Source organism: Nocardioides szechwanensis (genome assembly GCF_900103935.1).
GTDB lineage: Bacteria > Actinomycetota > Actinomycetes > Propionibacteriales > Nocardioidaceae > Nocardioides > Nocardioides szechwanensis.
The window spans coordinates 71,367-98,010 of sequence record NZ_FNIC01000009.1 but is presented as its reverse complement, the minus strand read 5'-3'; the positions used below and the strand labels follow the sequence as shown (position 1 = coordinate 98,010).

Here is a 26,644-nt window from a genome sequence, read left to right as displayed (position 1 = left end):
CATCAGCCGGGCCCGGCCTCGCCCCATGCCACTGGCCACCGCGGGCAAGTCAGGCGTTCGGGACGGGATCCTGCGCCAGGTCGATGATGTACGCCTCGAGGTCACGCCGCTCGTGCGGCGGCGCCGGTCGGGCGAAGCCGGTACGCAGGTCCATCGCGTCGGCAAGCAGGGTCGAGGCGAGCGCGCGATCCCCGCGCCCGACGGCCAGCCGACACAGGCCCTCCAGGGCAGTGCTGGTGAGTCCCGGCTCTCCGGCGGCGCGGCCGAGCTCGAGCAGCTCCGCGTACCGCTCACCGGCAGCCGTCGCGTCGGCCGCGGCCTCGTCACACCTGGCCAAGCCGGCGAGTGCGAGCCCCTGGGACACCGGGGTGCCGAGCTGGCCGAACCCGACGTACGCTTTCGTGAAGCGGCCTCGGGCCCGGTCCCAGTCTCCCCCCACCTGGGCGAGCAGCCCGTGGCCGTAACCCGCGAGGACCGCGCCGGCGCCGTCACCGACATGCTCCGACGCGGCGCTCGCCCGGTCGAAGAGCTCCCGCGCGGCATCCTCCTCGCCAAGGTGGAGCTGGGCGATCGCGAGGTCAGCCAACGCCCACTGCACCGTGTTGTACAGGCCGGCCGCCGCCGCGACGTCAATCGCCTCCTCGAGGGCGCGTGACCCCTCGTCGTAGCGTCCGAACTGCCGCAGGCCCCAGCCGAGGTGGTAGAGGATCGCCGACAGGCCCCACGGGTCGTCGAGTCGCCGGAACGCCGCGGCGGTGGCCCGCCCGATGGGGACCGCGGCCGCCTCGTCGCCGTTCTTGAGGGCGGTCTCCATGCGCACGAAGCCGACGACGCCCAGGCCCCAGTGGTCACCATCAGCCGCGAACTGCGCCTCGGCCTCGCGCAGCAGGCCCTCAGCCCGGTCCCGGTCCTGGCCGGTGACCCCCTCGACGGCCAGCAGGACCCGCGACAGGGCGGCACGGGAGTCGTCCTCGAGCTCCACGAAGGTCGCCAGGCTCTCCCGCGCAGTCTCGGCACAGCGCGGACTGGGGTGGACGAGACAGGCGCGGGGCCTCTCCACAAGGGACACGGCCTGGAGGGCGCGGGCCCGTGCGGACGGGCCGCCATTGCCCGAGACGAGCAGGCGGGAAAGGACCTCACGGCCCTCCAGATGGCGCCCGAGGTGCCAGAAGAGCCCGAGAGCACCAGCGGTCGCGAGGGCCGAATCGAGATCCCCTCCCGGCCGACCCAGCCATGCCAGCGCCGCCCTGATGTTGGGCTGCTCGTCGCGCAGCCGTCGGAAGGTGTCCCGCTGGGCGGCGCCGCGCAGCTGCGGCTCAGCCTCCTGCACGACATCGCGGAAGTGCTCCGCATGCTGCTGGGTCATGGTCTCCAGCTCACCGCCGAGGGACAGCTGCTCGGCGGCGTACTGCCGCAGGGTCTCCAGCATCCGGTAGCGGGTTGGGGCCCCACGCTCGACAACCACCATGGAGCGCTCGACCAGGCGGCCGATCGTGTCGAGTACCTCGCCCACCGCAAGACTGGCGTCGCTGACGACGGCCTCGGCCGCCGTCAGCGTCCACCCGCCCTGGAAGACCGCGAGCCGGTTGAACACGCGCTGCTCCCGCTCGGTGAGCAGCGCATAGCTCCAGTCGACGGTCGCGCGCAGTGTCTGCTGCCGCGCCTCAGCGGTGCGCGCCCCGGTCGTGAGCAGCGCGAACCGCTGGTCCAGACGGCCAGCGATCTCGACGGGTGACATCGTTGCGACCCGGACACCCGCGAGCTCGAGCGCGAGGGGGATCCCGTCAAGAGCGCGGCTGATGCGACCGATCGCGGCGAGGTCGTCGTCACCGAACACGGTACCGGGCCGCACCGATCGGGCGCGTTCGACGAAGAGCTGCGCGGCCGGGTGCTCCAGCACGCGGCCGGGGGGCGTACCGTCCGGCGGCGTCTCCAGGGGGTCCACGGTCACCTGAACCTCGTCGGGGACGGCGAGTGCCTCGCGGCTGGTCGCCAGGATCGTCACCTCCGGGCACCGACCCAGGATCTCGTCGACGAGGCCGGCGGCGGCGTCGATGACGTGCTCGCAGTTGTCGAGCAGCAGTAGAAGCCGGCGTCTCACCAGGTAGGAGACCACTCGCTCACGCACGTCTCGGTCTCCCGCCGCCCCGTCCAAAGGCACGCCGAGAGCATCGGCCACCGCCAGCGGCACCTGGTCGGGAGTATCGACCGACGCGAGTCGCACCCCGAACGCCCCATCGGGGAAGGCGGCGGAGCTGCGCACCACAGTGGCGAGGGCCAGGGAGGTCTTGCCCGCACCGCCGGGACCGATCAGCGACAACAGACGAGCACCGTGGACAAGCTCTACCAGGGAGTCAAGCTGGGCATCACGGCCGATCAGCGGACGCACCACCGTCGGCAGGTTCGTAGGTGAGGTGCCACTTCCCTCGGGCCGACGCGGGGTGCCGGACACTGCCACCGACGCTGGGGTCAGGTCGGGTTGCGAGCCCAGCGCCTCGTCTTGGCGCAGCACGCGTTCGTGCAGGGAGCGCAGCGTGAGGGAGGGCTCGAGGCCCAGGGACTCGTCCAGCACTTCGCGGGTGCGCCGGTACGCCTCGAGCGCCTCCGCCTGTCTGCCACTGCGGTACAGGGCCACCATGAGCAGGCCAGTGAGCGACTCGAGGGTGGGATCGTGTGCGACCAGGGGTTCCAGATCCGCGACGACCTCCCCCTGGCGGCCGAGCGCCAGTGCGATCTGGGCACGTTCGGTGAGCGCGGTCAGCCTGAGCTCCGCGAACCGTGCGGCCTCGATGGTGGCCCACTGCTCGGCAGCGAAGTCACTGAGCGCGTCGCCACGCCACAGGGCCAGCGCCTCGTCGTACGCCTCGAGGGATGCGTCGGCTCCGTCCGGCTCACCAGCAGCGTGCCCCCGCGCCTCCCGCACGCGAGCAACGAAGTCGACGGCGTCGACCGAGCCGGGATCGACGTTGGCGCGGTAGCCGACCCCTTCACGGGTGACCACCTCCGGCAGACCGATCATCTTCAGGCTGCGCCGCAGTTTCGAGACCCGGATCTGGAGGGCGTTCATCGGATCGACCGGGAGCGACGACTCAGACCAGAGCCGGTCGACGAGCATGGTGGCCGGGATCGTGCGGCCCGGCGAGAGCAGGAGCTGGACCAGGACAGCGCGCTCGGCCGCGCCGGGCATCCCCACAGATCGCCCTCCGACCAGGATCTCCATCGGACCGAGCAGCCTGAAGCGCACGTCCATGGCTCTCTCCTCGTCGCTCCTCGGGTCATGGTGTCGTAACGGCGGGGCGGGAGCAATCACCCGACGGCCGCTGTGACCTTCGATCCCTGCGTGAAACCACGTCCCGGCGGAGGGGGGAACTCCGCCGGGACGTGTGCTCAAACGGGCCAGCGAGTAGCCGGCCTACTCAAGGGCTAGTCGGTCGGACCCCAGGTCAAGCGACCGCGTCAGACGTCTCCTGGACTGCCTCGTCAGGCACCTGGGGCCGGCGCAGCCAGGCCACCGCCAGAAGGGCGCCCAGGGCGGCGGTGCCCGCGGCACCGAGCAGTCCGGCCGACCATCCCTCGGTCTGAGACACGGCATCGCCGACCCGGTCGGCACCGAAGGCGGACGCGACCGCGGTCATCAGCGCCAGACCCAGCGCCGAGCCGATCTGGTAGCTGGTGCTCACGATCCCGGAGGCAAGACCACCCTCTTCCGGGGCCGCCGCCGTCAGGGCCAGTCCGAGCGACGGGATGAATGCCATCGCCATCCCGGCAGCCGCGACGAGCGATGCGGGGAGAACATCGCGGACGAAGCTCCCGTCGGGCTGGATGAAGGAGAGCCACACCAGGCCGACCGACAGGGTCGCGAGCCCGGAGACCGTCATGGCCTTCGGACCGAAGCGGGCGATCAGCCGCGGGGCGGCACCGACCATCCCGACCATGATCGTGACGGTAAGCGGCAGCAGCGCCGCACCGCTGGCGAAGGCCCCGAGCCCCACCACCTGCTGAAGGTAGAGGTTGACGAAGAAGAACATCGGGATCCAGGCGGCGCCGAGCATGAACTGCGCGACGTTCGCGGCAGCCAGGTTGGGCGCCTTGAGGATGCCCAGTCGCATCAGCGGCTCCCTGCGGCGGGCCTGGAAGACCACGAACAGCACCAGCAGCGCGAGGCCGGCGACTCCGGTCACGAGCGTCGACGCAGACACCCAACCGACCTCCGGCGCCCGGACGATGGCAAAGACCACCGCAGCCAGGCCCGCCGTCACGGTGACGGCGCCAGCAAGGTCGAGCGATCCCGAGCGAGTCATCCCCTTGGGCATCACGGAGGGCGTGAGCAGGAGTACGACGGCAGCGAGCGGCAGGTTGATGAAGAAGACCCAGGGCCAGCTGGCGTACTCGGTCAGGACACCGCCGAGGAACACGCCGGCGGTTCCGCCGGCCGGTGCCGCCGCGCCGTACAGCGCGAGCGCCTTGGTCAGCTCCTTGGGCGTGGCCCCGAAGATGGTGAACAGCAGGGTCAGGGCAGCCGGCGCGATCAGCGCCGAGCCGGCCCCCTGGACTGCCCGACCGGCCAGCTCGACGGCCACGCCGTCGGCGAGACCTGCCATCACCGAGCCCACCGCCAGCAGCCCCCAGCCGATGCTGAAGATCCGGCGGGCGCCGAACAGGTCGGACAGTCGGCCGCCGAGCAGCAGGAGTCCACCGAATGCGACGACGTAGGCGTTGAAGACCCAGCTGAGGCCCTCAGGGGTGAAGCCGAGGTCGGCCTGCATCTCGGGCAGTGCAACCCCGATGATCGAGGTGTCCATGATGACCATGAACTGAGCCGCGGCGATGAGACCGAGTGCGAGCCAGCGCCGGCTGCTCACGGTCTCCGCGGGCGAGGATGTGGAAGACATGGTGTGCCCTTCTCTCGTGACGGACCAGCCGACATCGGCTGACGTCAGGAGCCTCGCGACGGCGGCTGTCCTCTCGCTGTCTCGTGCCTGTCGGCGTCGATGTGATCAGCTGTCTTCGGCGTGGCCGGGCTCGCCGAGGAGCTCCACCGGGTAGTTGAGGCCACGGAGCGCCCCGAGGACGTCATCGACGGTCATCGTGCCGGCCAGCCGGACCACGGAACTCTCGGTGTCGGCCATCACGGTCTCGACGCCCGGAACATCGCGGAGCCGGGCCGTGACCTCCCGGACGCAACGTCGGCAGCGCATGCCACCGACCACCAGGCCAATAGTCCGCATCTCGGGTTCTCCTCTCGCGTGCAGGTGCTTCGCCCCAGCGTGCGACCAGGCCCTGTCCGACGACTGTCCACTGTCGGCGTCGGCCCCGCCCGGACAGCGTCCAGACAGGGGTCGGCAACCGCGGCCTTCCAGAGTCGTGCCACCAACCAACGACACCGGGACGCAGACCCGGACCGACCCTGAGGACGTGAACGAGATGGCAGCTTCGATCTTCATCGAGCAGGAGTCCGGAAATCACACGCGGCGGAGGCACCCCCACAACGGCTACTACGCCGGTGACTTCTCCGCTCCCAGGACCGCCCGGCGCACCGCCGCCGCCGACTCCCTCAGCGTTCCCCTCGCGCTACTCCACCCCGGCCCCGTCAGCGGATGGCACGACTAGGTCTGCTCCAAAACGAAAGGCAACACAGCCATGAGCGAAATCAACGCAGCCCTCTTCATGTCCCAGACACGGCAGGGCGTCGATGACGATAGAGCTACCCGCCACACCCACTGCACGCGCGTGTTCCGGCTGAGCCGCCCCGGAGGGATCGGGACCCTGGCACTGCTTCCAGGCGACTCCCGGACGACGGTGGTCTGGCGAAGCAATCGATGACAGCCCGCGCCTCCGCTGGTGTCCCTCCCACGACCGAGAACGAGACCAGGCGTGACTTGCCGGTCGTCCTAGGCCCGATCGTTCGAAACGCTGTCGGCTGCATGCTCCGTTGCGCGGTCACGGCCCTGGTGCAGCACGCACGGGCCTCGTCCGGCGACCAGTGACTACGGGTGCCGAGGGCGGCCACCACCTGTCGTCTGTTGCGAAGCCCACCTGGACAGCGGCTGGACAGTGACCGGCAACCCCCTCGGTCGAGAGTCGGGGACATACCCGACGCAAGCGCACCACGTCGGCGGCAGCCACCAGGGCCCCGCCACATCGAAAGGAAGCATCCCTCCATGAGCAACAACACCACCTACACGGTCGCCGGCATGACCTGTGGCAGCTGCGCCACCAAGGTCACCGAGGCCGTCCGCGACCTCGACGGCGTCACCCACCTCGACGTCGACCTGGCCACCGGCACGCTGACCGTGACCGGCGAGGTCGAGCAGAACCAGGTCCGTGGAGCCGTCACCGCGGCGGGATACCAGGTCTCCTGACCAACCGGCAGTCCCTCCCATCATCCAACCCGAAAGAGGAACTCCCATGAGCGAGACCACCACCTACACCGTCGCCGGCATGACCTGCGCCCACTGCGTCGCCTCTGTCACCGAAGAAGTGTCCGAGATCCCGGGCGTCGTGGACGTCCAGGTCGACCTGGACAGCGGAGCCGTCGCCGTCACGAGCAACCAGCCCGTCTCCGCCGAAGCCGTCAAGGCCGCGGTCGAGGACGCCGGCTACCAGTTCGCATGAACACCCCGACCACCGTCGGCGCATTCGTCGTCGGGCTCGCCGGAGTCTTCGGCGCTACCTACGGGATCGGCAACGCCGTCGGACCCGTCGGCGACCCGCCCGCCAGCCACACCACAGGAGAGCACGTGGAGACGGATCAGGAGACCGACGCGCACGGCGCGCACGGCAACAGCGCCCAGGGCACGACGGCGGCCGACATCCCGGGGGGGCTTTTGGTCTCCCAGGACGGGTACACCCTCGACCTGCACACCGCCACCTCACCATCCGGCAAGGACCGGTTGGTCGAGTTCACGGTGACCGGGCCCGACGGCGAACCCGTCACCGACTACAAGGTCGAGCACGAGAAGGAGCTCCACCTGATCGTGGTACGACGCGACTTCACCGGGTTCCAGCACGTCCACCCCCGGCGAGACAGCCAAGGCACCTGGTCGGTCCCCGTCGACCTGTCTTCGGGTCAGTGGCGGGTCTTCGCCGACTTCACACCCACCGGCGGCGAAGGCCTGACCCTCGGGGCGGACCTGCAGGTCCCAGGCAACCTCGACCTGGCACCGGAGAGCCCGGAGACCCGCACCGCACAGGTGGACGACTACACCGTCACCCTGACCGGGACCCTGACACCGGGAGCCGACGCGGAGCTCACTCTGAGTGTGTCCAAGGACGGTGAGCCGGTCACCGACCTGCAGCCCTACCTAGGTGCTTACGGTCACCTGGTCGCGCTGCGAGAAGGCGACCTGGCCTACCTCCACGTCCACCCAGACGGTGCGCCCGGCGACGGACGCACCGACCCCGGCCCCGAGGTCGTGTTCTACGCAGCCGTGCCCAGCGACGGCGACTACCACCTCTACCTGGACTTCAAGCGCGACGGGGTGGTCCGCACTGCTGCTTTCAACCTTGCCACCGACGACGAGGCCGACGAGGCCGCGTCGCCGGCGCCTGAGACCAACACCGGCGACGGCGACGGCGACGGCGACGAGCACGAGGACAGCGAGCACGGCCACTGACTCAACACCTGACGAGAACGTCTCGACAGGTCATTGCAGAGACACCTACCGAAGGAGGAACAGTGAGTTCCGTAACCGAACCCCAGAGCTCGACACCCACCACCAGCGCCATCGAGCTTGAGATCAGCGGGATGACCTGCGCCTCCTGCGCCAACCGGATCGAGCGCAAGCTCAACAAGCTCGACGGCGTAACCGCGACCGTCAACTACGCCACCGAGAAGGCCAAGGTCACCTACGACCCCTCGGTCTCCACCGACGTTCTCGTCAGTGCTGTCGAGGCGGCCGGCTACCAGGCCGCCCTGCCCAAGCCGAAGGGCACGGGGCAAGCGTCCGCCGGAGACGAGGAGGACGACGTCGACCCGACGCGTTCCCTGCGGCAGCGGCTCCTCGTATCGACTCTGCTCACGATCCCGGTCATCGCCATGGCGATGGCACCGGCATTGCAGTTCACCTACTGGCAGTGGCTCTCTCTGACCCTGGCCGCCCCGGTCGTGGTCTGGGCCGCCTGGCCCTTCCACCGCGCAGCGTGGACGAACCTGCGCCACGGGGCCACGACGATGGACACCCTGATCTCACTAGGCACGATCGCCGCACTGGGCTGGTCGCTCTACGCGCTGTTCTGGGGCACCGCCGGCGTCCCCGGGATGACCCACCCATTCGAACTAACCGTTCAACGGACCGACGGCAGCGGCAACATCTACCTCGAGGCTGCCACCGGGGTCACCACCTTCATCCTGGCCGGCCGCTACTTCGAGGCCCGCTCCAAGCGCCGCGCCGGTGCCGCCCTGCGCGCCCTGCTCCACCTCGGCGCCCGCGACGTCGCCGTCCTGCGCGACACCCCCGACGGGCCCGTCGAAGTGCGCATCCCCACCGACCAGCTGAGCGTCGGTGACCTGTTCGTCGTCCGCCCCGGCGAGAAGATCGCCACCGACGGCGTCATCGAGCAGGGCTCCTCCGCCGTCGACGCCTCCATGCTGACCGGCGAGTCCGTGCCCGTCGAGGTCGCACCTGGCGACGACGTGGTCGGGGCCACCGTCAACGCCGGCGGCCGCCTCATCGTCCGCGCCACCCGGGTCGGCGCCGACACCCAGCTCTCCCAGATGGCGCGCCTCGTCGAGGACGCCCAGAACGGCAAGGCCGAGGTCCAGCGCCTCGCCGACCGGGTCTCCGGGATCTTCGTCCCCATCGTGATCGCCATCGCCATCGGCACCCTCGGGTTCTGGCTCGGCACCGGCGGCGGCCTCGCTGCCGCCTTCACCGCCACCGTCGCGGTCCTGATCATCGCCTGCCCCTGCGCCCTGGGCCTCGCGACCCCGACCGCGCTGATGGTCGGCACCGGCCGCGGTGCCCAGCTCGGCATCCTGATCAAGGGCCCCGAGGTGCTCGAGTCCACCCGCAAGGTCGACACCGTCGTCCTGGACAAGACCGGCACCGTCACCACCGGCCGCATGACCCTGACCGACGTCATCGTCGCCGAAGGCGAGGACCCGGACGAGGTACTCCGGATGGCCGGTGCTCTCGAGGACGCCTCCGAGCACCCGATCGCCCAGGCCATCGCTACCGGCGCCCGCCACCGCGTTGGCACCCTGCCCACGGTCGAGGGCTTCGCCAACGTCGAAGGCCTCGGCGTCCAGGGGATCATCGCCGGCACCCCCACCGGCGGTCGCCCCGTGAGCCACGCCGTCCTGGTCGGCCGGCCACGGCTGCTCGAGGAATGGTCCCAGCACCTCACCATCGACCTCGAACGGGCCATGGCCGACGCCCAGGCACGCGGCGGCACCGCCGTTGCCGTCGGTTGGGACGGCAAGGCTCGCGGAGTCATCGTGGTCGCCGACGCGATCAAGGAGACCTCGGCGGACGCCATTGCCCAGCTCCGCGACCTGGGTCTGCGGCCAGTGCTGCTGACCGGCGACAACGCCACCGTCGCCGCCGCGGTAGCAGCCGAGGTCGGCATCGACGCCGCCGACGTCATCGCCGACGTGCTCCCGGCCGACAAGGTCGACGTCGTCAAGCGGCTCCAGGCCGAAGGCCGGACCGTGGCCATGGTCGGCGACGGCGTCAACGACGCTGCCGCCCTGGCCCAGGCCGATCTCGGCTTGGCCATGGGCACCGGCACCGACGTGGCCATCGAGGCCAGCGACCTGACGCTGGTCCGGGGCGACCTGCGCGCTACCGCCGACGCCATCCGGCTCGCCCGGCGGACCTTGGGCACCATCAAGGGCAACCTGTTCTGGGCCTTCGCCTACAACATCGCCGCCCTACCTCTGGCTGCCGCCGGCTTGCTGAACCCGATGCTGGCCGGCGCCGCAATGGCGTTCTCGTCGGTGTTCGTGGTCGCCAACAGCCTGCGACTCAGCGGGTTCAAGCCGCTGGCCGGCAACCAGGTCGGCGGTGAGGGCCGATGAGCCGCATCGCAGCGCTCACCCCGGCCACCGCCAGGGGCGCCGCCCACGAGATGTTGGCCGACCTGGTCGGCCGGCACGGTCAAGTCGGATCGATGGTCTCCACCATGGCCCACTCACCTGCGGTCCTCGGCGGCTATCTACAGCTGAGCAAGGCGATGAAGCGCGCCAAGCTCTCGCGCCGGGTCAGCGAGGTCGTCTCCATCGCCATCCAGACCCGGCAGGGCTGCCAGCTTTGCCAGGACGCCCACATCGCAGCCGCCCGCACGCTCGGTGTCACCGACGCCGAAATAGCGGCCGCACGTGAAGGCACCTCACCCGACCCCGCAGTCGCCGCCATGATCGCCACCGGTCTGGCGATCTACTCCAACCCGACCACCATCACCGACGCCCAGGTCGAGGAGCTGCACGCGTTCGGCTACAGCGACCGTGAAATCGTCGACGTCGTCGGGATCGTCGCGCTCAACGTGCTCACCGGCGCGTTCAACCTCGTCGCCGGCCTGGAACCCGCCCCACCAAGCGCCCCACCCCCCTAAGGGGCAACAGGTCCCAGGCGCTGGGCCGAACCTCTCTGTCCACCTCCGAGAGCCCACGACCGAGGACAAGGTCTCAGGTGCTCCGGTCCCATGGTCGCCGAGGGTTCAGGCGAAGAGCGCCTCGCCATACTTCAGTACGACGGCCAGTACCAGCACCAGCACCCACACGACGACCAGGATCAGGTCGAGGTCCGACCGTACGAACCTAGTCAGGGCGGCCTGGACCCGCCGGGGCAGGAAGAGGTTGTCGTCGCGGATGTTGACGTAGGTCATCTCGAAGAACACCAACGTGGTCGCCAGGGTCACCAGCAGGCACCAGGGGCACAGGGCGCCGATCTCGAACATGGCCTGCTGGAAGAGCCAGTAGGCAAAGACCAGGCCGAGCGTGTAGATGGCCTGCGCGGTCACCATGAACCAGCGCGGGAACTTCAGCCCGGCGAGGCTGGCGACGGCGATGGTGATCACGACCGGCTCGGTCATCAGCCCGAGGAACGCGTTGGGGAACCCCAGGAGCGAGGACTGCCAGGAGCTGGCCACGGTCCCGCAGCTGATCACCGCGTTGATGTTGCAGCCGAGGTCGGCGGTGGGGTCCTCCGCGAGCCTGAGCGCGTCGATCGACAGCACGAAGGACGCGACCAGGCTGGCCACCGAGGCGATCAGCATGGTCACCCAGACGGTGACGTTGCTGTGCCGCAGCCGGTGCAGCCGCGAGCCCTGGTCGGCGGCCGGGGCCTCGTCGACCGTGGAGGTCATTGGTCCTCGGCGGCAGACTCGATCGCCTCGGTCAGGGGACCGACCGTGTAGACGTCGCCCTCCCAGAACTCTCCGTTGATCTTCAGCGTGGGGGTCCCCTCCACACCTGAGTCGAAGGCCCGCTCCGTCACCGAGGCGACCCAGCCGCGGTAGCTCTCGTCGCCGAAGGCGCTCACCACGTCGGCCGGTACGCCGGCGTCGGCAGCGATCTCGGCGATCTCGTCGTCGTCGAGCCCGTCGGTGCCCTCCTCCGGCTGGTTGGCGTACAGCGCGGCGTGGAAGTCCCAGACCTTGTCCGGCGCACCGTTGGCGACGGTGGCGATGGCGTTGGCGGTGCGAGTGGAGTACTCCGTGCCGTTCGACGTCTCGTCGAGGAACGAGATCGGGCGGAGCTCGACCCGGATCGTGCCTTCGTCGAGCAGCCGTTCGAGCTCAGCGCCGTTGGCGGCCTCGAACGCGCCACAGGCCGGGCACATGTAGTCGTAGTAGATCTCGACGGTCACCGGCGCGCCGGCCTCGCCCACCGGGATGGCGCCGCCCGCGTCTGCGTTGGCCGGGACGACGACCTTGCCGCTGGCCGTGGTGGGTCCGTCGTCACCACCCGCGACCTTCACCACGGCGAAGATGATGGCGACGACCAGGCCCAGGATGACCAGGCCCCCGACCGCCAGGACGATGCGGCGCTGCCTGGCCTGCCGCGCGGCCGCTTCTTCCTGGGCTCGACGGAGTTCCTGCGTCCTGAGTCGTGCTTGCTTGCTCATACGTCGCTCTCGCTCATCGTCGTCCCGGCGTCGGCTCGGGACCGTCTTGTCGAGTATAGGAAGGCGCGACCAGCGTTAACCCGCCTGCGCCGACGCGAGGCCCAAGGTCCCTGCATCTTGTGACTATGGACCTTGCCGATTATCTGACTAGAGTCAGACAAATGGAGAGTACGGCGGTCCTGCGGCGCTTCAACCGCACCTACACCCAGCGCATCGGCGCGCTCGACGAGACGTTCCTCGGACTGGGGCTGCCGCTGGCGTCGGCGCGACTCCTCTTCGAGATCGGGTACGTCGGTCCGGTCACCGCCCAGGTGCTGCGCGCTCGCCTGGGACTGGACTCCGGCTACCTGAGCCGGCTGCTGCGCGGGCTCGAGGAGCGCGCCCTGGTGGCCGTGGCGCCGGACCCCGGCGACCGGCGCCGACGGGTGGTGTCGCTGACCCGCGCCGGCGGCCGGATGCTGGCCCGGCTGGACCAGCGGTCCGAGGAGCTGGCCCTGGGGCTGCTGGAGCCGCTGAGCGAGCGCCAGCGGGGGCGGCTGGCCGAGGCGCTGGCCACGGCAGACCTCCTCGTCCGGGCGGCCACGATCGCCTTCGAGGTGGTCGACCCGGCCTCCCCCGACGCCCGGACCGCGATGGGCCACTACTTCGACGAGCTCGACCGGCGGTTCGACGGCGGCTTCGACCCCGGACCGCTCACCGACGAGGACCTCGCGACGATGCGACCACCCGGCGGCACGTTCGTGCTCGCTCGCAGCGACGGCGAGGTCGCGGCCTGCGGCGGGGTGCAGCCGCTCGGCGCCGGGATCGGCGAGATCAAGCGGATGTGGGTCCACGACGGCTGGCGCGGCGCCGGCCTGGGCGCACGGATGCTGCGCCGGCTCGAGGACGACGCGACGGCGTTGGGCCACACCGTCGTACGACTGGACACCAACGGGACCCTGACCGACGCGATCGCGCTCTACGAGCGCAACGGCTACCGCTCGATCGAGCGCTACAACGACAACCCCTATGCGGAGCGGTGGTTCGAGAAGGACGTGCGGTCCAGGTAGGCCAGCTGCGCGGGCTTGGTCGACAGCTCCACGACCGGACCCAGCTCGAAGCCGAGCCGCACCACCAGGTTGACGGCCTTCTCGTTGCGCGCGTCGGGCTCCGCGACCAGCCGGTGCACCTCCGGGTCGGCGAAGACCGTGTCCACCAGGAACGAGATCACGGTGCTCGTGAAGCCACTGCGTGGCCGGGTCGGCGGCGCGAGCATGAAGTGGACACCGACGTCGCCGAGGCGGACGTCGAAGTGGTCGCCCACCTCCTCGGCGCGCGGGTCGTAGGTCTGGAACAGCGCCGCGGGCTCGTCGTCGGCCCAGGCGAGGTAGGCCGCGTGGGTGGGCTGCTCGTCGATCCACTCGTAGATCTCGCGGACCTCCGCGAGCGTGTGCTCCCCCATCATCCAGAACTGCGCACGCTCCTGGACCACCCACGAGTGCAGCAGCGGGGAGTCCCGCGCGGGGTCGAAGCGCTCGAGGCGCAGGTGCCGGATGCCCGAGTCGGTCATCGCTCCTCCGTCAGTCGTGCCCAGTCGGTGACGACGGGGGCGAGCCGGCCGTCGGCCCACAGGGCGAGCTGGTCGTGGTGGTGGGGGTCGCGGGGGTCACCGGAGGCGCCGAGCGGCACCACCCAGGCGCTGGCGTCGCGGTCGGCGAGGTCCCACACGTAGCGCGCGACCGACCCGCGATAGGCGTCGTCGGAGATCCCCGGCAGCGAACCGGTGCAGCGCACGCAGTCGCTGTCGCCGCTGACCGGCACCGCGGGCACAGGCGGCGGGACGAGGTCGTCGCCGTAGATCTCGAAGGCATGCACCGGCGTCACCACGTGGGTCGCGCCCCAGGTGACGTCGACGTCCGCGGTCTCGGCCAACGCGTCGCGGGCGAGCGCCGCCAGGTCGATGGCGTACGGCGTCCCGTGCGCCACCAGGGTCGGCAGGGCGAGCCCGATCCGTGCGGTGACGTCGAGCCAGGGCAGCAGGAGCGGGTCGTGGCGCAGCTCGTGGAGTGGTGCGAAGACGGGGTCGGCCGCGATCCGGCGGACCAGCGCCGACCGCCAGGCCGCGAAGGCCCCCGCAGGCCGCGAGCCGGCCTCCATCCGGCCGTCCCAGTCGCCGAAGGCGCCGGGCACGAGCGTGCGCAGCGTCGCCACGGTGGCGAGGAGCGAGTCGTCGTGGATCGCCGCGAAGTCGTCGCCGGTGAGGTCGCTGCGGCCGTCGAGCAGGGCGTGGATGCGCTGGGCCCGGTAGGGCGGCGCGAAGACCCGCCCGACCTGGTCGCTCTCGGGACCGCGCCGCTCGTTGGCGGTGACGACCTGGCCGTCGGCGGGTACGTCGGCGCGATGGGTGTCGTCGAGCCAGCCGGTCCAGCCCGTCGCCGGGTCGCGGGCGTCGACCACCCCGCGCCGGTTGCCGTCGGCACGCACCGGGACCCGGCCGGCGAGCCGGTAGCGCACGGCGCCGTGCCGGTCCGCGATGACGACGTTGTTGACCGGCTCGACCCAGTGGTCGAGGGCCCGGTCGACGTCATCGACGCTGCGCGCGCGCAGCAGCGGCAGGATCGCCTCGAAGCCCAGGTCACCGAGCACCGTCGAGGCGGCGCGCAGGCTGAGCCCGTCCTCGAAGACCTGGCCGCGCGGTGTCACGACCACCTCGACCTCGACGGGGTCGGCACCGCGGACCGGGACGGACTCGACCCACCGCTCCACCACGTCGTACGGCGTGGGCTCGGCGAAGACGTCCTGGTAGTCGCCGCACGCGTTGGTGATCGCCCACGCGACCTCGCCCGCGTGCGCGAAGTGCGGCACGCCGGGCACACCCGGGAAGGCCAGACCGACCACGTCGAAGGGGTCGTCGGGGTCCTCGCACGCGAGGCGCACCTGCTGGTAGACGCCCGGCGCCTCGATCACGCGGTGCGGGTCGCCGCCGATCAGCGGCCGGCCCGACGACGTCCGCGCGCCGCCGACGGCCCACGCGTTGCTGCCGCTGACCAGCGGCCCCTCGTGCGACAGCAGTGCGGCGTCGTCGCCGAGCACGTCACGGGCCCGCTGCGCCCACAGCTTGCCGCCGAGGTTGGCGAAGAGCAGGTGCTGCGCGAGGAACACCGCGAGCGGCGTCCACTCCTCCCACGGCTGGGCCTCCAGGCCGAGCTCGTCGAACTCCGGCACGTCGGTGCGCAGGCCGGCGTTGACGCCGTCGACGTACGCCGCGACGAAGGCGCGCGTCTCGTCGCCCAGAGCCGCGTGGGCACGGCGAGCGGTGTGGGCGATCAGGGTGCGTCGGGCGAACCGGTCCCAGCCGAGCGCCGTGGCGCCGAACGCCTCGGCGGTGGTGCCGGTGGCGCGGCGGCGCAGCCACTCGAGCTGCCAGGTCCGGTCGTGCGCCGTGACCTCGCCCTGGCCGCGCGCGAGGTCGAGGACCGAGTCGGCCCGGACGTGGGGTACGCCGTACGCGTCACGGTAGGTCCGGGCCATGGTGAGGTGACCCTAACTCACCCGGCGGTCAGGCCGGGATGTGCCCGAAGCGGCCCTTCTGGAAGTCCTCGTAGGCCTGGAGCACCTCGGACTTGCTGTTCATCACGAACGGCCCGGCCCACGCGAGCGGCTCGCGGATCGGGCGGCCGCCGACCACGATCACGTCGAGCTTGGGCGAGCGGCTCTCCTGGCTCCCGTCGGCGGCGATCGTGAGGTAGTCACCGGCGCCCAGGACGGCCGACTGCCCCATCCGGATCGGGCGGGCGTCGACACCGACGGTGCCGCTGCCGTTGAGCACGTAGACGAGGGCGTTGAAGTCGACGTCCCACGGGAGCTCGAGGCGCGCACCGGGCTCGATGCTGGCGTGCACGAGCGCCATCGGCGTGTAGGTCGCACCGGGACCGGCGTGGCCGTCGACGGTGCCGGCGATGACGCGGACCAGGGCACCGGCGTCGGCCGACGACAGCAGCTGGACCTCACCGGAGCGGATGTCCTGGTAGCGGGGGTCGCTCATCTTGGCGTCGCGCGGCAGGTTGACCCAGAGTTGGATCCCGTGGAAGAGCCCACCCTGCTGGACCATCCACTCGGGCGGGGCCTCGATGTGGAGCAGGCCGGAGCCGGCGGTCATCCACTGGGTGTCGCCGTTGGTGATGGTGCCGCCGCCACCGTGGGAGTCCTGGTGGTCGAAGGTGCCGTCGATGATGTAGGTGACGGTCTCGAAGCCGCGGTGCGGGTGCCACGAGGTGCCCTTGGGCTCGCCCGGGGCGTACTCCACCTCGCCCATCTGGTCCATCATGATGAACGGGTCGAGCTGCGCCATGTCGATGCCTGCGAACGCACGGCGGACGGGGAAGCCCTCGCCCTCGTAGCCCTGCGGGGCCGTGGTGATCCCCCACACGGGCCGCGGCTGGTCTCCCAGTCCCGGGGTGCGGAGACGGTCGAGAACGGTCAGGTCGTCGACGGTGACTGCGGGCATCGTGCCCACCTCCTTCGGGTCACCGGATCAACGGTAGTTGAATGTTGGATATTCCGGTCAGGTCACCACCGGGAGCTGCACCCGGAACGTCGTACCCTCGCCCGCCTCGGAGGTGAACGAGATGGTCCCGCCGTGCTTCTCGACGATGGCGCGGGTGATCGACAGCCCCAGTCCGCTCCCCGGGATCGCGTGCTTCTGTGCCAGCGTCGAGCGGAAGAACCGGTTGAACAGCTGCGCCTGCTCCTGCTGGGGCACGCCGATGCCGGAGTCGGACACCGCGATCTCGGCGAAGTCACCCTCGAGCTCGAGGCCGACGTAGATCGACCCACCGTCGGGGGTGAACTTCACGGCGTTGCCCAGCAGGTTGAGCGTGACCCGTTCGATCATGTCGCGGTCGCCGAGCAGCGGCACCGGCTCCTCGGGGAGGTGGAGCGAGACCGTCAGCGGTCGCTCCTGCCACGCGGGCGAGACCACGCCGTACGCCGCCCGCACGGCCTCGCGGAGGTCGAAGACGCGGTCGACGTAGTCGAACCCGTCGTTGTCGACGCGCGAGAGGGTGAGCAGGTCGTCGATCAGCCCGAGCAGGCGCTGGGTATTGTCGGAGACTCGGTGCACGGCCTTGTTCTGGTCCGGGCTGAGCTCCCCGTAGGCACCCTCACCGAGCATCTCGAGGTAGCCCAGGATGCTGGTCATCGGGGTGCGCAGCTCGTGGCTGACGCTGGAGACGAACGCGTCCTTGACCGAGTCGACCTCGCGCAGCCGGTCGACCGCCTGCCGTTCCGCCTCGAGCGCCTCCTCCAGGGCGCGCTGCGCGTCGATCTGGTCCGTGACGTCCTCCGACGTGCTGACGTAGCCGGTCGTGCGGTCGCGGTTGTCGACCAGACGGGACAGGGTCATCGCGTGCGTGCGCTCGACCCCGTCCTTGCGCCGGAAGCGGACGAGCGTGCCCGCGCCGCCGGGCTTCGTCATCTCGAGCACGACGTCGAGGAAGTTGTCGCGGACGCCCAGCTCCTTGGCCTTGTCGCTGATGGCGCCCGCCGTGTGGAACATGGTCGTGTGCTCCCCGAGGACCTCGGAGGCCTCGTAGCCGAGCAGCTTCTCGGCGCCGGGGTTGAACAGCGTGACCCGCCCGTCATGGTCGGTGCCGATGATCGCGATGCCGGTCGCACCGTCGACGATCCGCTGCACGATGTCGCGCTCCGCGGCCGACTCACGGGCGGTGGCGATCTGCTGGCCGACCCGGATCATCAACGGGACGACGATGATCGCGCAGGTGATCGCGAAGAGCGCCAGCAGCACGCCCCGGATGTCGACCGGCATGTCGTAGCGGTCGGGCACGTCAGCGAACGGACCGAACCCGGCGGTGGTCATGAAGATCGAGAAGGCGAGCACTGCCACCAGCTGGGCGAGCGACTCCTTCGGGCTCAGGCGAAGGGCGCCCCAGGCCAACACCGGGATCGCGATGAAGACCACCGACGGGAAGTCGGTCGGCAGGAACGCGAACGGCGTCACCACGACGATGGTCGCCCACTGGATGACACGCTCGCTCTGGGAGGCGATCGACTCCTGGTTGGGGGGCCGGCAGAAGAACGGGATCAGGACCAGGTTGGAGGCCATGTGTGCCGTGGCGACCGAGATGGCGACCAGGACCGGGTTGCCCCAGCCCGTCACGGCCGAGGTCAGGAAGCCGGCCGCCGCGACCAGGATGCCGCCGGCCGCACAGGCCCGGAAGTAGGAGAGCAGATCGTCGTCGGAGCGCAGCGGCGGGCGGTCTTCCCTGCCGTCGGTGAACAGCCGCGCGACCACGAGCGCCTCGAGGGTGCTGCCGAGGGCGAAGCCCAGGGCCACGTCCCAGGGGCGACCGCCGAGCCAGACCGTGCCGAACGAGATGACGAGGATCGCCAGCAGGAGGCGGGCGGTGTGACGGCGGCGCGCCAGCAGGAGGGCGCCCGTAGCCAGGCCGGCGGGCCAGATGCCGGTGACCCGTCCACCGTCGGGAGCGCCCCACACCGCGACAAAACCGGTCACTGCCATCAGCAGGACCACTGCTGCTACACGTGCCACCCAGGACTTGGGCAAACGTTGCACCCCTCCCAAGGCGAGTCCCCACGGCACATCGAACCAGCAAGACCCCCTCCCATGCCGGGAAAACGCCGATCCGCCGCGCACTGAGACCAGTCGTTACCCCGTGTCGTAGGTTCGACCGATGAGCACTCGACACCAGGAGTACGACGTCGTCGTCGTCGGCGGCGGGCACAACGGACTCGTCTCGGCGGCCTACCTGGCCCGGGCGGGGCTGTCGGTACTGGTGTTGGAGCGACTCGCCCAGACCGGTGGCGCGGCCGTCTCCGCCGCCGCGTTCCGCGGCAAGGAAACACGTCTGTCGCGCTACTCCTACCTCGTGTCGCTCCTGCCCGAGCAGGTCATCGGCGACCTCGGGCTCAACCTCGCGCTGGCCTCGCGGGGCACGGCGTCGTACACACCGGTCATGCGCGACGGGAAGCCCGGCGGGCTGTTCGTCGAGCACGACGAGGGCGAGGCGACGCGTCGTTCGTTCCGCGAGCTGACCGGGTCGGATGACGAGTACGCCGCCTGGCGCGAGTTCTACGCCGACGTCGCCGAGATCGCCCATGCCGTCGCCCCGACCCTCACCCAGCCGCTGCCCGGCGAGCGCGAGCTGCGCGACCGCGTCGACCCCGGCATCTGGCGCGACCTGGTCACCACTCCGCTCGGCGTGGTGATCGAGTCGAGGTTCACCGACGACACCGTGCGCGGCGTGGTCGCGACCGACGCGCTGATCGGGACCTTCGCGTCGCTGCACGACCCGTCGCTGGTCCAGAACCGCTGCTTCCTCTACCACCTGATCGGCAACGGGACCGGTGAGTGGCGGGTGCCGGTGGGCGGCATGGGAGCAGTCACCACCGAGCTGCACCGCGCCGCCGTCGAGGCTGGCGCCGAGATCCACACCGACGCCGGTGTCAGCGCGATCACCACCGGGCAGGGCGGCGGTGGCGCCGAGGTGACCTGGCACGAGGACGGCACCGCCCACACGGTCTCCGCGCGCTACGTCCTGGCCAACGTGGCCCCCTGGGTGCTGCGGATCCTGCTCGGCGAGCCGGAGGACACCGAGTCCAAGCCCGAGGGCGCCCAGCTCAAGATCAACTTCCTGCTCGACCGACTGCCCGCCCTGCGCTCGGGGATGGACCCGGCGCAGGCCTTCTCCGGGACGCTCCACCTGGGCGAGGACTACACGCAGCTCCAGGCGGCGTACGACGACGCGGCGCAGGGCCGGGTCCCGGCCGCGCTGCCCGGCGAGGTCTACTGCCACTCGCTCACGGACCCCTCGATCCTCGGCGACGTGCCGCCCGGCACCCACACGCTGACCTACTTCGGGCTGCACACGCCGGCGCGGCTGTTCCGCGACGACCCGGAGGTGGCCAAGGCGCTGGCGGTGGAGCGGGCGATCGCCTCCCTCGACCAGCACCTCGCCGAGCCGATCGGGAACTGCGTCGCACGCGACGCCGACGGCAACCCGTGCATCGAGGCGAAGATCCCGCAGGACGTGGAGCGCGACCTGGCGATGCCCGGCGGCCACATCTTCCACGGCGACCTCGACTGGCCCTGGGCACCGCACCGCACCCGCCTCGACACCCCCGCCCAGCAGTGGGGGGTGCAGACCGACCACGACGCCGTGCTGCTCTGCGGCTCCGGAGCGCGTCGCGGCGGCGCCGTCTCCGGCCTCGGCGGCCACAACGCGGCGCAGGCCGTGCTCGCCTCCCGCTGAGGGCGCTGCCCGACGGTCCCCGGATTTTTCCACGAGGCCGCCCGCTGGTAATGTCTGCGTCGCTTCACCACGCGCGGCATTAGCTCAATTGGCAGAGCAGCTGACTCTTAATCAGCGGGTTCGGGGTTCGAGTCCCTGATGCCGTACCACCATCGTTTCCTGCGTAGACTCGCGCCTCGTGTCTGCCTCCCCCATCCGCATCGCGATCGTCAACGACTACGAGATCGTCGTCGAGGGCGTCGCCGCGGTGCTCGCTCCCTACCGTGACCGCATCGAGGTCGTCGAGCTCGACAGCCGGATGCCCGTCATCAGCGACATCGACGTGCTCCTCTACGACACGTTCGGGCAGGTGCAGGGCGACACCGTCGACCTCGACCAGCTCATCTTCGGCAACGGCAGCGCGCGGGTCGTGATCTTCACCTGGAACGTGCAGCGGGAGCTCATCGATCGCGCCCTGGCCCACGGCGCGGCCGGCTACCTCTCCAAGAGCATCAGCGCCGAGGACCTGGTCAAGGGCATCGAGGCGGTGCACGCGGGCGAGGTCGTTGTCGTTCCGGTCGAGGACGGCACGGAGGGTGGCCAGCTCAACACCGCCTGGCCCGGCGTCGACCACGGGCTCAGCGCCCGCGAGGCCGAGGTCATCGCACTGATCACGCAGGGCCTGTCCAACCAGGAGATCGCCGACCGCTGCTACCTCAGCATCAACTCGGTCAAGACCTACGTGCGCACCGCCTACCGCAAGATGGGCGTAACCCGGCGCTCGCAGGCCGTCCTGTGGGGCATCGCGCACGGGCTGTCGCCCGACCGCAGCCGCACGATCGACCCGTCGTCGACCGACTGACCGGCTCAGCGCAGGTCGTGCGCGCCGTTCACTTTCATGAAGTCGCGTGAGTACGTCGGGGCGTCGGAGCGGAAGATGCCGAGGTAGGAGTTGAGCTTGATCTTCGCCGGGGTCGTCGGGACGCACTTGTTGGGGACGTCGACGTAGACCTTGCGCTTGGCGGTGTTGGCCACCGTGACCACGGGGTCGCACACCTTGTAGCTCTCGCCCGACTCGTCGAGGAACAGGTTCGCGTAGCCGAGCGTGGGCTGCTGGGGGCTGAAGCCGTAGTTGGCCGACCAGGTCTGGTCGCTGGAGGGCGCCGGTGTGAGGTCGATGAAGACCATCTGGTCGTACTTGTAGGACTCGGGCAGGACCTTCTTCAGGCGCACGGTGAACCGCACCTTGCCGGTGAGCTGGGTGACGGTCAGCCGGTAGAGGTCGATCGTCTTGCGCTGGACGTCACCAGGCCCGGGGCGGGGGTAGATCTTGACGTCCTGCTGGTAGTCGTAGGCGTCGACGACCGGATCGACAGCGTGTGCGGTCGGGGCGGAGACGCCCACGAGGAGAAGGGCCGCCAGTGCGGCGATAGCTGGTCGCATAACTGGGCGCATGTCGCCAGGCTACCTCTACTAGACTCCGGGATAGTTGCCTTCTGCAACCATCGAGGAGCCTTTCATGACCAGACATCCCGGGGCCGGGCGCGGGGGCATCACCTTCGCCGTGCTCGCGGTGTCGGTCTCGTCGTTCGCGCTGCTGCAGTCGCTGATCGTCCCGGTCCTCGCCACCATCCAGGCCGAGTTCGAGACCGACCAGACGACCGTCACCTGGGTGCTCACCGCCTATCTGCTGAGCGCCTCCATCGCCACTCCCCTGCTCGGTCGCGTGGGCGACGTGGTCGGCAAGACCCGGATGCTGGTGATCACCCTGTGCGCCCTGGTGGTCGGCTCGCTGCTCGCCGCGCTGGCCCCGAGCATCGGCTGGCTGATCTTCGCACGGGTGGTGCAGGGCGCCGGGGGCGGCGTACTGCCGCTGGCGTTCGGGATCGCCCGCGACGAGTTCCAGGGCCGCGTCGCCACCGCGCTGAGCGTGCTCGCGTCGCTGACCGCGGTGGGCTTCGGGTTCGGCATCGTGATGGCCGGGCCGATCGTCGACGCGTTCGGCTACCAGGGCCTGTTCTGGCTGCCGATGGTGGTCACCGCCGTCGCCGCCCTGGCCGCCTGGCTGTTCGTGCCCGAGTCACCCGTGCGTACGCCGGCGCGGCTCCCCGTCGTGCCCGCCCTGCTCCTCGCCGTCTGGCTGGTCGCGCTGCTGCTCGCACTCTCGGAGGGCAACGTCTGGGGCTGGGCGTCGCCCCGGATCCTCGGCCTGTTCGCGCTCGCCGCCGTCGGGGCCGTCGCCTGGGTGATGGTCGAGAGCCGGGTGCCGGTGCCGATGATCGACATGCGGATGATGGCGCTGCGCGGCGTGTGGACGACCAACCTGGTGGCGGCGTTCGTGGGCTTCGGCATGTTCGCGGCGTTCGGGTTCCTGCCGCAGTTCCTGCAGACGCCCGCCGCCGCCGGTTATGGCTTCGACGCCTCGATCTCCGAGTCGGGCAACCTGCTGGTGCCCTCCGCGATCGCGAGCTTCCTGGTGGGCTTCTTCACCGCCCGGCTGATCCACGTCGTCGGCGCCCGCGCGGTGATCATGACCGGCACGCTCCTCACCGGATCGGCCTTCCTGAGCATCGCGATCTGGCACGACGCGACCTGGCAGCTCTACGCCGCCACGACGGTCCAGGGGATCGGGTCCGGGCTGGTCTTCTCCAGCCTGGCCGGCGTCGTGATCGCGTCGGTCCCGCCCGAGCAGACCGGCGTCGCCAGTGGGATGAACGCCAACATCCGCACCATCGGCGGCTCCCTCGGCGCCGCCGTCATGGCCGGCATCGTCACCGCCGAGGTCGGCCCCGCGGGCTTCCCGGCCGAGCGCGGCTACACGATCGGCTTCGCGGTCCTGGCCGTCGGCATGGTGGCCGCCGCGACCGCGGCGTACTTCATCCCCGACCACCGCGAGCAGCCCACGTCGGGCCCGCTGCAGGACGCCGAGAACGCCGAGCTCGGCTACGTGCCCGGCGCCTCGAGCGTCAGCTCCGCAGCACGAAGGCCCGCACCAGGTCCTTCCTGATCTGCGCGTCGGTCCACGCGAAGCGCACCCAGCGGCCCTTGCCGAACAGCCGGGTCTGGTCGGCCGACCAGCGCGAGCGCGGGTTCTCGTACTGGCTGTAGGTGAGGATCGTGCGGGCGTCGACGCGGCCGCCGTCCAGGAACGAGATCGCCTGGATGTGCGACGAGCCGTAGGTGATCGCCCGCAACCGGTCGGCGTTCTGGATCGGGTTGCGCGACGCCAGCGCGTTGGCGTTGCCGACGGAGTCGCCGGTGCCGCCACCGAGCGGGATCGGCGGGGCGCCCCGGTCTCCCGCGACCTGCAGCGAGCCCCAGGTCGCGTCGAGCGGGACCTTCTGGGCACGCAGGGAGGCGATCGCGTCACTCATCGCGGCGACGACCTCCGGGTTGTCGCTGTTGAGGTCGCGCGGGGTGTTGAGCGGGTCGTCGGCGGAGAACGGCACCCGCCAGACGGACTCGGCCAGCCCGAGCGGGACCGCGGGGAGCCGCTCGACGAACGCCTCGAAGATGTGGGTGCCGACCGACGTCGTACGCGAACGCCCGTCCCACTTGCGCAGGACCGCGCAGGCCTTGGTCTCGCCGGTGGCCTCGCAGACCTCGTCGAGGGCACCGCCGGCACGCATCACCTCGGCGGTCCGCAGCCGGTTCTCGTGCTCGTGGCGGCGGAAGCTGAGCGGGGTCTCGCGGCCCTTCTTCAGCCGGTCGAGGACGTACTGCGACACCATCCGGGTGCGCATGGTGCGCTGGCAGCGCTCGCAGCCGATGATCTGGTCGAAGCCCTCGAGCCGCACCTTGTCGTTGGGCAGCCAGTAGGAGTCGTTGGCGTTCATCACCCAGTCGCGGCGGACGACGGACGGCAGGTTCTGCGGCCCGAAGATGCCCGGACGCTGCGCGTCGGCGTCGGTGCCCCACGCGCAGGACGACTCGGCGAGGGCGCCGTTGAGACCGGGCAGGCCGGCGACCTGGTTGAGCACGCGGCCCACGGGGGTCATGCAGGCGGCGGCCATCTCATTGGTCACGTGCGGCACCACCGAGTGGTCGGCGTACAGCACATAGCCGAAGCGGTCGGCGGCCGTGGTGTTGACCCAGGGCATGCCTCCGCCCTTGTCCTGGCGGCGCAGGAGGTCGCGGACGTTGCGGGCCTTGCCCATGTTGAGGAACGTGTCGATCGTGCGCAGCTGCTCGCCGTTGGCGTCGCGGATCGCCCAGAGGCTGGTCGGGCCCCACGGCATCAGCAGCGCCGGGGCGTCGATCACGTAGCCCTGCGCGGTCCGGTAGAGGTCCTCGGTGACGGTCCCGACCGAGCCGTCCGCCCGCTTGACGCGCACCTTGACCACGCGGTGCTCGAGCTGGCGAGGCCCGGACTCGGTCGTGTAGGTCGTGGGCCCGACGGTGGGGTACTCGTAGGGCGTGAACCGGTAGGCCGTCGAGACGGTGTGGCTCCAGGCGACGTTCTTGTTCCACCCGATGTTGACCACGGGCGAGCCGATCAGCGACGCCCCGGCGACGTCGTACTTGCCAGGGATCGTGAGGTGCTGCTGGGTGAAGTGGTAGCGACCGCGCCAGGGGAAGTGCGGGTTGCCGAGCAGCATCCCGCGCCGCGTGGAGGTGGACGTAGCGCCGACGGCGGTGGCGTTGGAGCCGAACGCCGACTCGGGGTCGCGGCCCAGGCCCTTGAGCAGCGCCTCACGGTCGACGTCGGCGGCGCGGACCGGCAGCTCGGGCAGGCCCGGCTCGCCGGGCGTCGGCGGGTCGGCGTCGACGATCTCCTTCACGAACACTCCCGCGGAGGCGAGCAGGTTGGCGAGGTAGACGCCGTACCAGAGGTCGATCGGCTTGGCGTTGGGCTTGAGGTAGCCGGCGCCCTTGCAGGCGGGGTCGGTCACGGTGTTGGTGCGCAGCCACTTGTTGATGCCCGCGACGTAGCCCCTGACCATCGCCCGTGCCTCCTGGCCGGGGCCGGCCTTGGACGCGAGCAGCCGCTCGACGACGCGGCGGTTGCGCAGGTCGGTGACGAACGCGTCGACCTGGAGGTTGGATGCCTCGAGCGTGACCTGGTCGTCGTAGCGCTTGGTCGGGCCGAGGTAGAGCGAGCGCTGGCCGCGGCCGGTCAGCACGGTGTCGACGAGCGTGCAGATCGACGCGTCCGCGGCGGCGTACCCGCTGCCGAAGCCGAGCCCACCGAAGCTCTTCGCCGTGATGTGCGGGATGCCGTGCTCGGTGATCTTGATGCTCGCGGTGTACGCCGGTCGCGGGGGGGCCTGCTCGACTGCCGTCGGCGGGGCGGGAGGGTCGACCCGGGCCGCATCGGCACTCGCGGAGACCACCGAGACGACTGCGAGGGCCGGGACCAGCGAGAGGGCAGCAACCAGGGCGGTGAGGCGGTGTCGGAGCATGCCCGCTCAACGGCCCAGGTGTGACGATGGTTACGGACCAGTAACCAGGCAGTGCCTGGGTCTCGCCTGGTTCCGCGTCATGGCAGTTCCCATTGCTCGGACGCGCGCCAAGTGCAAACGTTTCCCCGTGAACGCGCCCGACGCGGACCTGTCCCGCCATTCCGACTGGCTGACCTGGCTCGCCGATCAGGGCGCGACCGACCCCGACATCTTGGTGGTGTGGGTCGGCGGGTCGGCGGCGACGGGTGGGTACGACGAATGGTCGGACCTCGACATCGACCTTCTGTGCACGCCCGGCGAAGCGGCCGCCGTGCACGACCGGTTGCTGGAGCGGATCCACCGCGACTTCGACGTCGACCACGTCTGGCGGCTGCCCGACGCCACGTGGCCCGACGGGCGGCAGAGCTTCGTCAATCACCAGCCCCGCCCCGGCACGCTCCAGGAGCCGACCCGGATCGTCGACCTGCACGTGTCCGAACTGTCCGACGCGCACCGGTTCGTCGACGTACGACGCCACGGCACCCCGATCGTGGTGCACGACCCGGACGACCTGGTCGAACTGCGCCACGACGACGAGGCGGCGATGCGCGCCGCAATCGACGAGGCGGTGGACCAGGTCCGCCAGGGCCGCGCCACCGCCGAGTGGCTGGTCAACCGCGCGCTGCGCCGCGGCCACGAACCCGAGGCAGTCGCCCTCTACCTGCGTTTCGCCCTCGCGCCGCTGGTGCAGCTGCTCCGGGTCGATCACTGCCCCTGGCGACACGACTTCGGGCTGCGCTACCTCCACACCGACCTGCCGACCGCCGTGACCCAGCGGGTGTACGCGCTGGTCCCCGGTAACGGCGACCTGGCCGCGCAGTCTGCCTTCTGCTTCGCATGGACGGACGAGCTGCTGGGCGCGGGCTGAGAGCCAGCACTCAGGCCC

22 protein-coding genes and 1 tRNA gene are annotated in these 26,644 nt (G+C 70.7%); 12 read left to right on the top strand and 11 right to left on the bottom strand.

The features are described from left to right. Positions 1–49: 49 nt before the first annotated feature. From BLR90_RS18530 to BLR90_RS21175, 3 genes are all read right to left on the bottom strand, one after another. Entirely contained in the window at positions 50–3,250 is a 3,201-nt protein-coding gene (locus BLR90_RS18530; RefSeq protein WP_091026717.1) for an AfsR/SARP family transcriptional regulator, read from the bottom strand. A gap of 193 nt (positions 3,251–3,443) precedes the next feature. Continuing rightward, a complete protein-coding gene (locus BLR90_RS18525) occupies positions 3,444–4,892 on the bottom strand; it encodes an MFS transporter (protein WP_091026716.1) in 1,449 nt (482 codons plus the stop codon). Positions 4,893–4,997: 105 nt separating this feature from the next. After that, positions 4,998–5,228 carry a cation transporter gene (locus BLR90_RS21175; protein ID WP_170254377.1) on the bottom strand — a complete coding sequence of 77 codons (231 nt, stop codon included), beginning with the start codon at positions 5,226–5,228 and terminating at the stop codon, positions 4,998–5,000. Positions 5,229–5,415: 187 nt separating this feature from the next. Between BLR90_RS21175 and BLR90_RS20770 the strand changes: the two genes are divergently transcribed. From BLR90_RS20770 to BLR90_RS18495, 6 genes are all read left to right on the top strand, one after another. After that, a complete protein-coding gene (locus BLR90_RS20770) occupies positions 5,416–5,610 on the top strand; it encodes a hypothetical protein (protein WP_170254376.1) in 195 nt (64 codons plus the stop codon). A gap of 551 nt (positions 5,611–6,161) precedes the next feature. Next, positions 6,162–6,362 carry a heavy-metal-associated domain-containing protein gene (locus BLR90_RS18515; RefSeq protein WP_091026714.1) on the top strand — a complete coding sequence of 67 codons (201 nt, stop codon included), beginning with the start codon at positions 6,162–6,164 and terminating at the stop codon, positions 6,360–6,362. Between the two features lie 46 nt (positions 6,363–6,408). Beyond that, entirely contained in the window at positions 6,409–6,615 is a 207-nt protein-coding gene (locus BLR90_RS18510; RefSeq protein WP_091026713.1) for a heavy-metal-associated domain-containing protein, read from the top strand. Next, positions 6,612–7,616, top strand: a complete 1,005-nt coding sequence (locus BLR90_RS18505) for a hypothetical protein (RefSeq protein ID WP_091026712.1) — start codon at positions 6,612–6,614, stop codon at positions 7,614–7,616. Before BLR90_RS18510 ends, BLR90_RS18505 begins: the two co-directional genes overlap by 4 nt. A 131-nt stretch (positions 7,617–7,747) precedes the next feature. After that, positions 7,748–10,021, top strand: a complete 2,274-nt coding sequence (locus BLR90_RS18500) for a heavy metal translocating P-type ATPase (RefSeq protein WP_091026711.1) — start codon at positions 7,748–7,750, stop codon at positions 10,019–10,021. Next, positions 10,018–10,554 carry a carboxymuconolactone decarboxylase family protein gene (locus BLR90_RS18495; RefSeq protein WP_091026710.1) on the top strand — a complete coding sequence of 179 codons (537 nt, stop codon included), beginning with the start codon at positions 10,018–10,020 and terminating at the stop codon, positions 10,552–10,554. Before BLR90_RS18500 ends, BLR90_RS18495 begins: the two co-directional genes overlap by 4 nt. A gap of 105 nt (positions 10,555–10,659) precedes the next feature. On the opposite strand, the gene BLR90_RS18490 is transcribed toward BLR90_RS18495, so the two are convergent. Continuing rightward, positions 10,660–11,307: a vitamin K epoxide reductase family protein gene (locus tag BLR90_RS18490; protein WP_091026709.1), complete on the bottom strand. Its 648-nt coding sequence runs from the start codon at positions 11,305–11,307 to the stop codon at positions 10,660–10,662. Then, positions 11,304–12,068 (bottom strand): DsbA family protein, encoded by a 765-nt coding sequence (locus tag BLR90_RS18485; protein ID WP_091026708.1) that lies wholly within the window; start codon positions 12,066–12,068, stop codon positions 11,304–11,306. Before BLR90_RS18485 ends, BLR90_RS18490 begins: the two co-directional genes overlap by 4 nt. A 161-nt stretch (positions 12,069–12,229) precedes the next feature. Between BLR90_RS18485 and BLR90_RS18480 the strand changes: the two genes are divergently transcribed. Next, complete coding sequence (locus BLR90_RS18480) at positions 12,230–13,117, top strand: bifunctional helix-turn-helix transcriptional regulator/GNAT family N-acetyltransferase (RefSeq protein ID WP_091026707.1); 888 nt, start codon at positions 12,230–12,232, stop codon at positions 13,115–13,117. On the opposite strand, the gene BLR90_RS18475 is transcribed toward BLR90_RS18480, so the two are convergent. Genes BLR90_RS18475 through BLR90_RS18460 form a run of 4 tightly spaced genes read right to left on the bottom strand, consistent with a single transcriptional unit; the run spans position 13,075 to position 18,588 of the window. Further along, on the bottom strand, positions 13,075–13,617 hold the full coding sequence (locus BLR90_RS18475; RefSeq protein WP_091026706.1) for a GNAT family N-acetyltransferase: 543 nt from the start codon (positions 13,615–13,617) through the stop codon (positions 13,075–13,077). The two genes, BLR90_RS18480 and BLR90_RS18475, sit on opposite strands and share 43 nt — an antisense overlap. Further along, positions 13,614–15,578 carry a penicillin acylase family protein gene (locus BLR90_RS18470; protein ID WP_091026705.1) on the bottom strand — a complete coding sequence of 655 codons (1,965 nt, stop codon included), beginning with the start codon at positions 15,576–15,578 and terminating at the stop codon, positions 13,614–13,616. The genes BLR90_RS18475 and BLR90_RS18470 overlap by 4 nt, the downstream gene beginning before the upstream one ends. Before the next feature lie 28 nt (positions 15,579–15,606). After that, positions 15,607–16,554: a pirin family protein gene (locus BLR90_RS18465; protein ID WP_091026747.1), complete on the bottom strand. Its 948-nt coding sequence runs from the start codon at positions 16,552–16,554 to the stop codon at positions 15,607–15,609. A 57-nt stretch (positions 16,555–16,611) separates the two neighbouring features. Beyond that, entirely contained in the window at positions 16,612–18,588 is a 1,977-nt protein-coding gene (locus tag BLR90_RS18460) for an ATP-binding protein (RefSeq protein ID WP_143016266.1), read from the bottom strand. 172 nt (positions 18,589–18,760) lie between these two features. Here BLR90_RS18460 and BLR90_RS18455 point away from each other — a divergent pair, with 172 nt between their 5' ends. The 3 genes from BLR90_RS18455 (at position 18,761) to BLR90_RS18445 (ending at position 21,179) form a co-directional block, all read left to right on the top strand. After that, positions 18,761–20,338, top strand: a complete 1,578-nt coding sequence (locus tag BLR90_RS18455) for a phytoene desaturase family protein (protein WP_091026703.1) — start codon at positions 18,761–18,763, stop codon at positions 20,336–20,338. Between the two features lie 73 nt (positions 20,339–20,411). Next, positions 20,412–20,487: transfer RNA gene (locus BLR90_RS18450), tRNA-Lys, on the top strand. 29 nt (positions 20,488–20,516) lie between these two features. Then, positions 20,517–21,179, top strand: coding sequence for a response regulator transcription factor (locus BLR90_RS18445; RefSeq protein WP_091026702.1), 663 nt, complete (start codon positions 20,517–20,519; stop codon positions 21,177–21,179). A gap of 5 nt (positions 21,180–21,184) precedes the next feature. Here the strand turns inward: BLR90_RS18445 and BLR90_RS18440 are convergent, their stop codons facing one another. Beyond that, positions 21,185–21,772 (bottom strand): hypothetical protein, encoded by a 588-nt coding sequence (locus BLR90_RS18440; RefSeq protein ID WP_143016265.1) that lies wholly within the window; start codon positions 21,770–21,772, stop codon positions 21,185–21,187. 64 nt (positions 21,773–21,836) lie between these two features. On the opposite strand from BLR90_RS18440, the gene BLR90_RS18435 reads away from it, so the two are divergent. Next, positions 21,837–23,324, top strand: coding sequence for an MFS transporter (locus tag BLR90_RS18435; RefSeq protein ID WP_091026700.1), 1,488 nt, complete (start codon positions 21,837–21,839; stop codon positions 23,322–23,324). Here the strand turns inward: BLR90_RS18435 and BLR90_RS18430 are convergent. Continuing rightward, complete coding sequence (locus BLR90_RS18430; RefSeq protein ID WP_091026699.1) at positions 23,284–25,719, bottom strand: penicillin acylase family protein; 2,436 nt, start codon at positions 25,717–25,719, stop codon at positions 23,284–23,286. The two genes, BLR90_RS18435 and BLR90_RS18430, sit on opposite strands and share 41 nt — an antisense overlap. A 127-nt stretch (positions 25,720–25,846) precedes the next feature. On the opposite strand from BLR90_RS18430, the gene BLR90_RS18425 reads away from it, so the two are divergent. Further along, entirely contained in the window at positions 25,847–26,626 is a 780-nt protein-coding gene (locus BLR90_RS18425) for a nucleotidyltransferase domain-containing protein (RefSeq protein ID WP_091026698.1), read from the top strand. Positions 26,627–26,644 lie beyond the last annotated feature (18 nt).

What these genes read in the sequence shown, in the direction of transcription:
- BLR90_RS18530 (WP_091026717.1), bottom strand. Translation starts at nt 3,250, where the DNA reads ATGGACGTGCGCTTCAGGCTGCTCGGTCCGATGGAGATCCTGGTCGGA.
- BLR90_RS18525 (WP_091026716.1), bottom strand. Translation starts at nt 4,892, where the DNA reads ATGTCTTCCACATCCTCGCCCGCGGAGACCGTGAGCAGCCGGCGCTGG.
- BLR90_RS21175 (WP_170254377.1), bottom strand. Translation starts at nt 5,228, where the DNA reads ATGCGGACTATTGGCCTGGTGGTCGGTGGCATGCGCTGCCGACGTTGC.
- BLR90_RS18515 (WP_091026714.1), top strand. Translation starts at nt 6,162, where the DNA reads ATGAGCAACAACACCACCTACACGGTCGCCGGCATGACCTGTGGCAGC.
- BLR90_RS18510 (WP_091026713.1), top strand. Translation starts at nt 6,409, where the DNA reads ATGAGCGAGACCACCACCTACACCGTCGCCGGCATGACCTGCGCCCAC.
- BLR90_RS18505 (WP_091026712.1), top strand. Translation starts at nt 6,612, where the DNA reads ATGAACACCCCGACCACCGTCGGCGCATTCGTCGTCGGGCTCGCCGGA.
- BLR90_RS18500 (WP_091026711.1), top strand. Translation starts at nt 7,748, where the DNA reads ATGACCTGCGCCTCCTGCGCCAACCGGATCGAGCGCAAGCTCAACAAG.
- BLR90_RS18495 (WP_091026710.1), top strand. Translation starts at nt 10,018, where the DNA reads ATGAGCCGCATCGCAGCGCTCACCCCGGCCACCGCCAGGGGCGCCGCC.
- BLR90_RS18490 (WP_091026709.1), bottom strand. Translation starts at nt 11,307, where the DNA reads ATGACCTCCACGGTCGACGAGGCCCCGGCCGCCGACCAGGGCTCGCGG.
- BLR90_RS18485 (WP_091026708.1), bottom strand. Translation starts at nt 12,068, where the DNA reads ATGAGCAAGCAAGCACGACTCAGGACGCAGGAACTCCGTCGAGCCCAG.
- BLR90_RS18480 (WP_091026707.1), top strand. Translation starts at nt 12,230, where the DNA reads ATGGAGAGTACGGCGGTCCTGCGGCGCTTCAACCGCACCTACACCCAG.
- BLR90_RS18475 (WP_091026706.1), bottom strand. Translation starts at nt 13,617, where the DNA reads ATGACCGACTCGGGCATCCGGCACCTGCGCCTCGAGCGCTTCGACCCC.
- BLR90_RS18470 (WP_091026705.1), bottom strand. Translation starts at nt 15,578, where the DNA reads ATGGCCCGGACCTACCGTGACGCGTACGGCGTACCCCACGTCCGGGCC.
- BLR90_RS18465 (WP_091026747.1), bottom strand. Translation starts at nt 16,554, where the DNA reads ATGCCCGCAGTCACCGTCGACGACCTGACCGTTCTCGACCGTCTCCGC.
- BLR90_RS18460 (WP_143016266.1), bottom strand. Translation starts at nt 18,588, where the DNA reads ATGGCAGTGACCGGTTTTGTCGCGGTGTGGGGCGCTCCCGACGGTGGA.
- BLR90_RS18455 (WP_091026703.1), top strand. Translation starts at nt 18,761, where the DNA reads ATGAGCACTCGACACCAGGAGTACGACGTCGTCGTCGTCGGCGGCGGG.
- BLR90_RS18440 (WP_143016265.1), bottom strand. Translation starts at nt 21,772, where the DNA reads ATGCGCCCAGTTATGCGACCAGCTATCGCCGCACTGGCGGCCCTTCTC.
- BLR90_RS18435 (WP_091026700.1), top strand. Translation starts at nt 21,837, where the DNA reads ATGACCAGACATCCCGGGGCCGGGCGCGGGGGCATCACCTTCGCCGTG.
- BLR90_RS18430 (WP_091026699.1), bottom strand. Translation starts at nt 25,719, where the DNA reads ATGCTCCGACACCGCCTCACCGCCCTGGTTGCTGCCCTCTCGCTGGTC.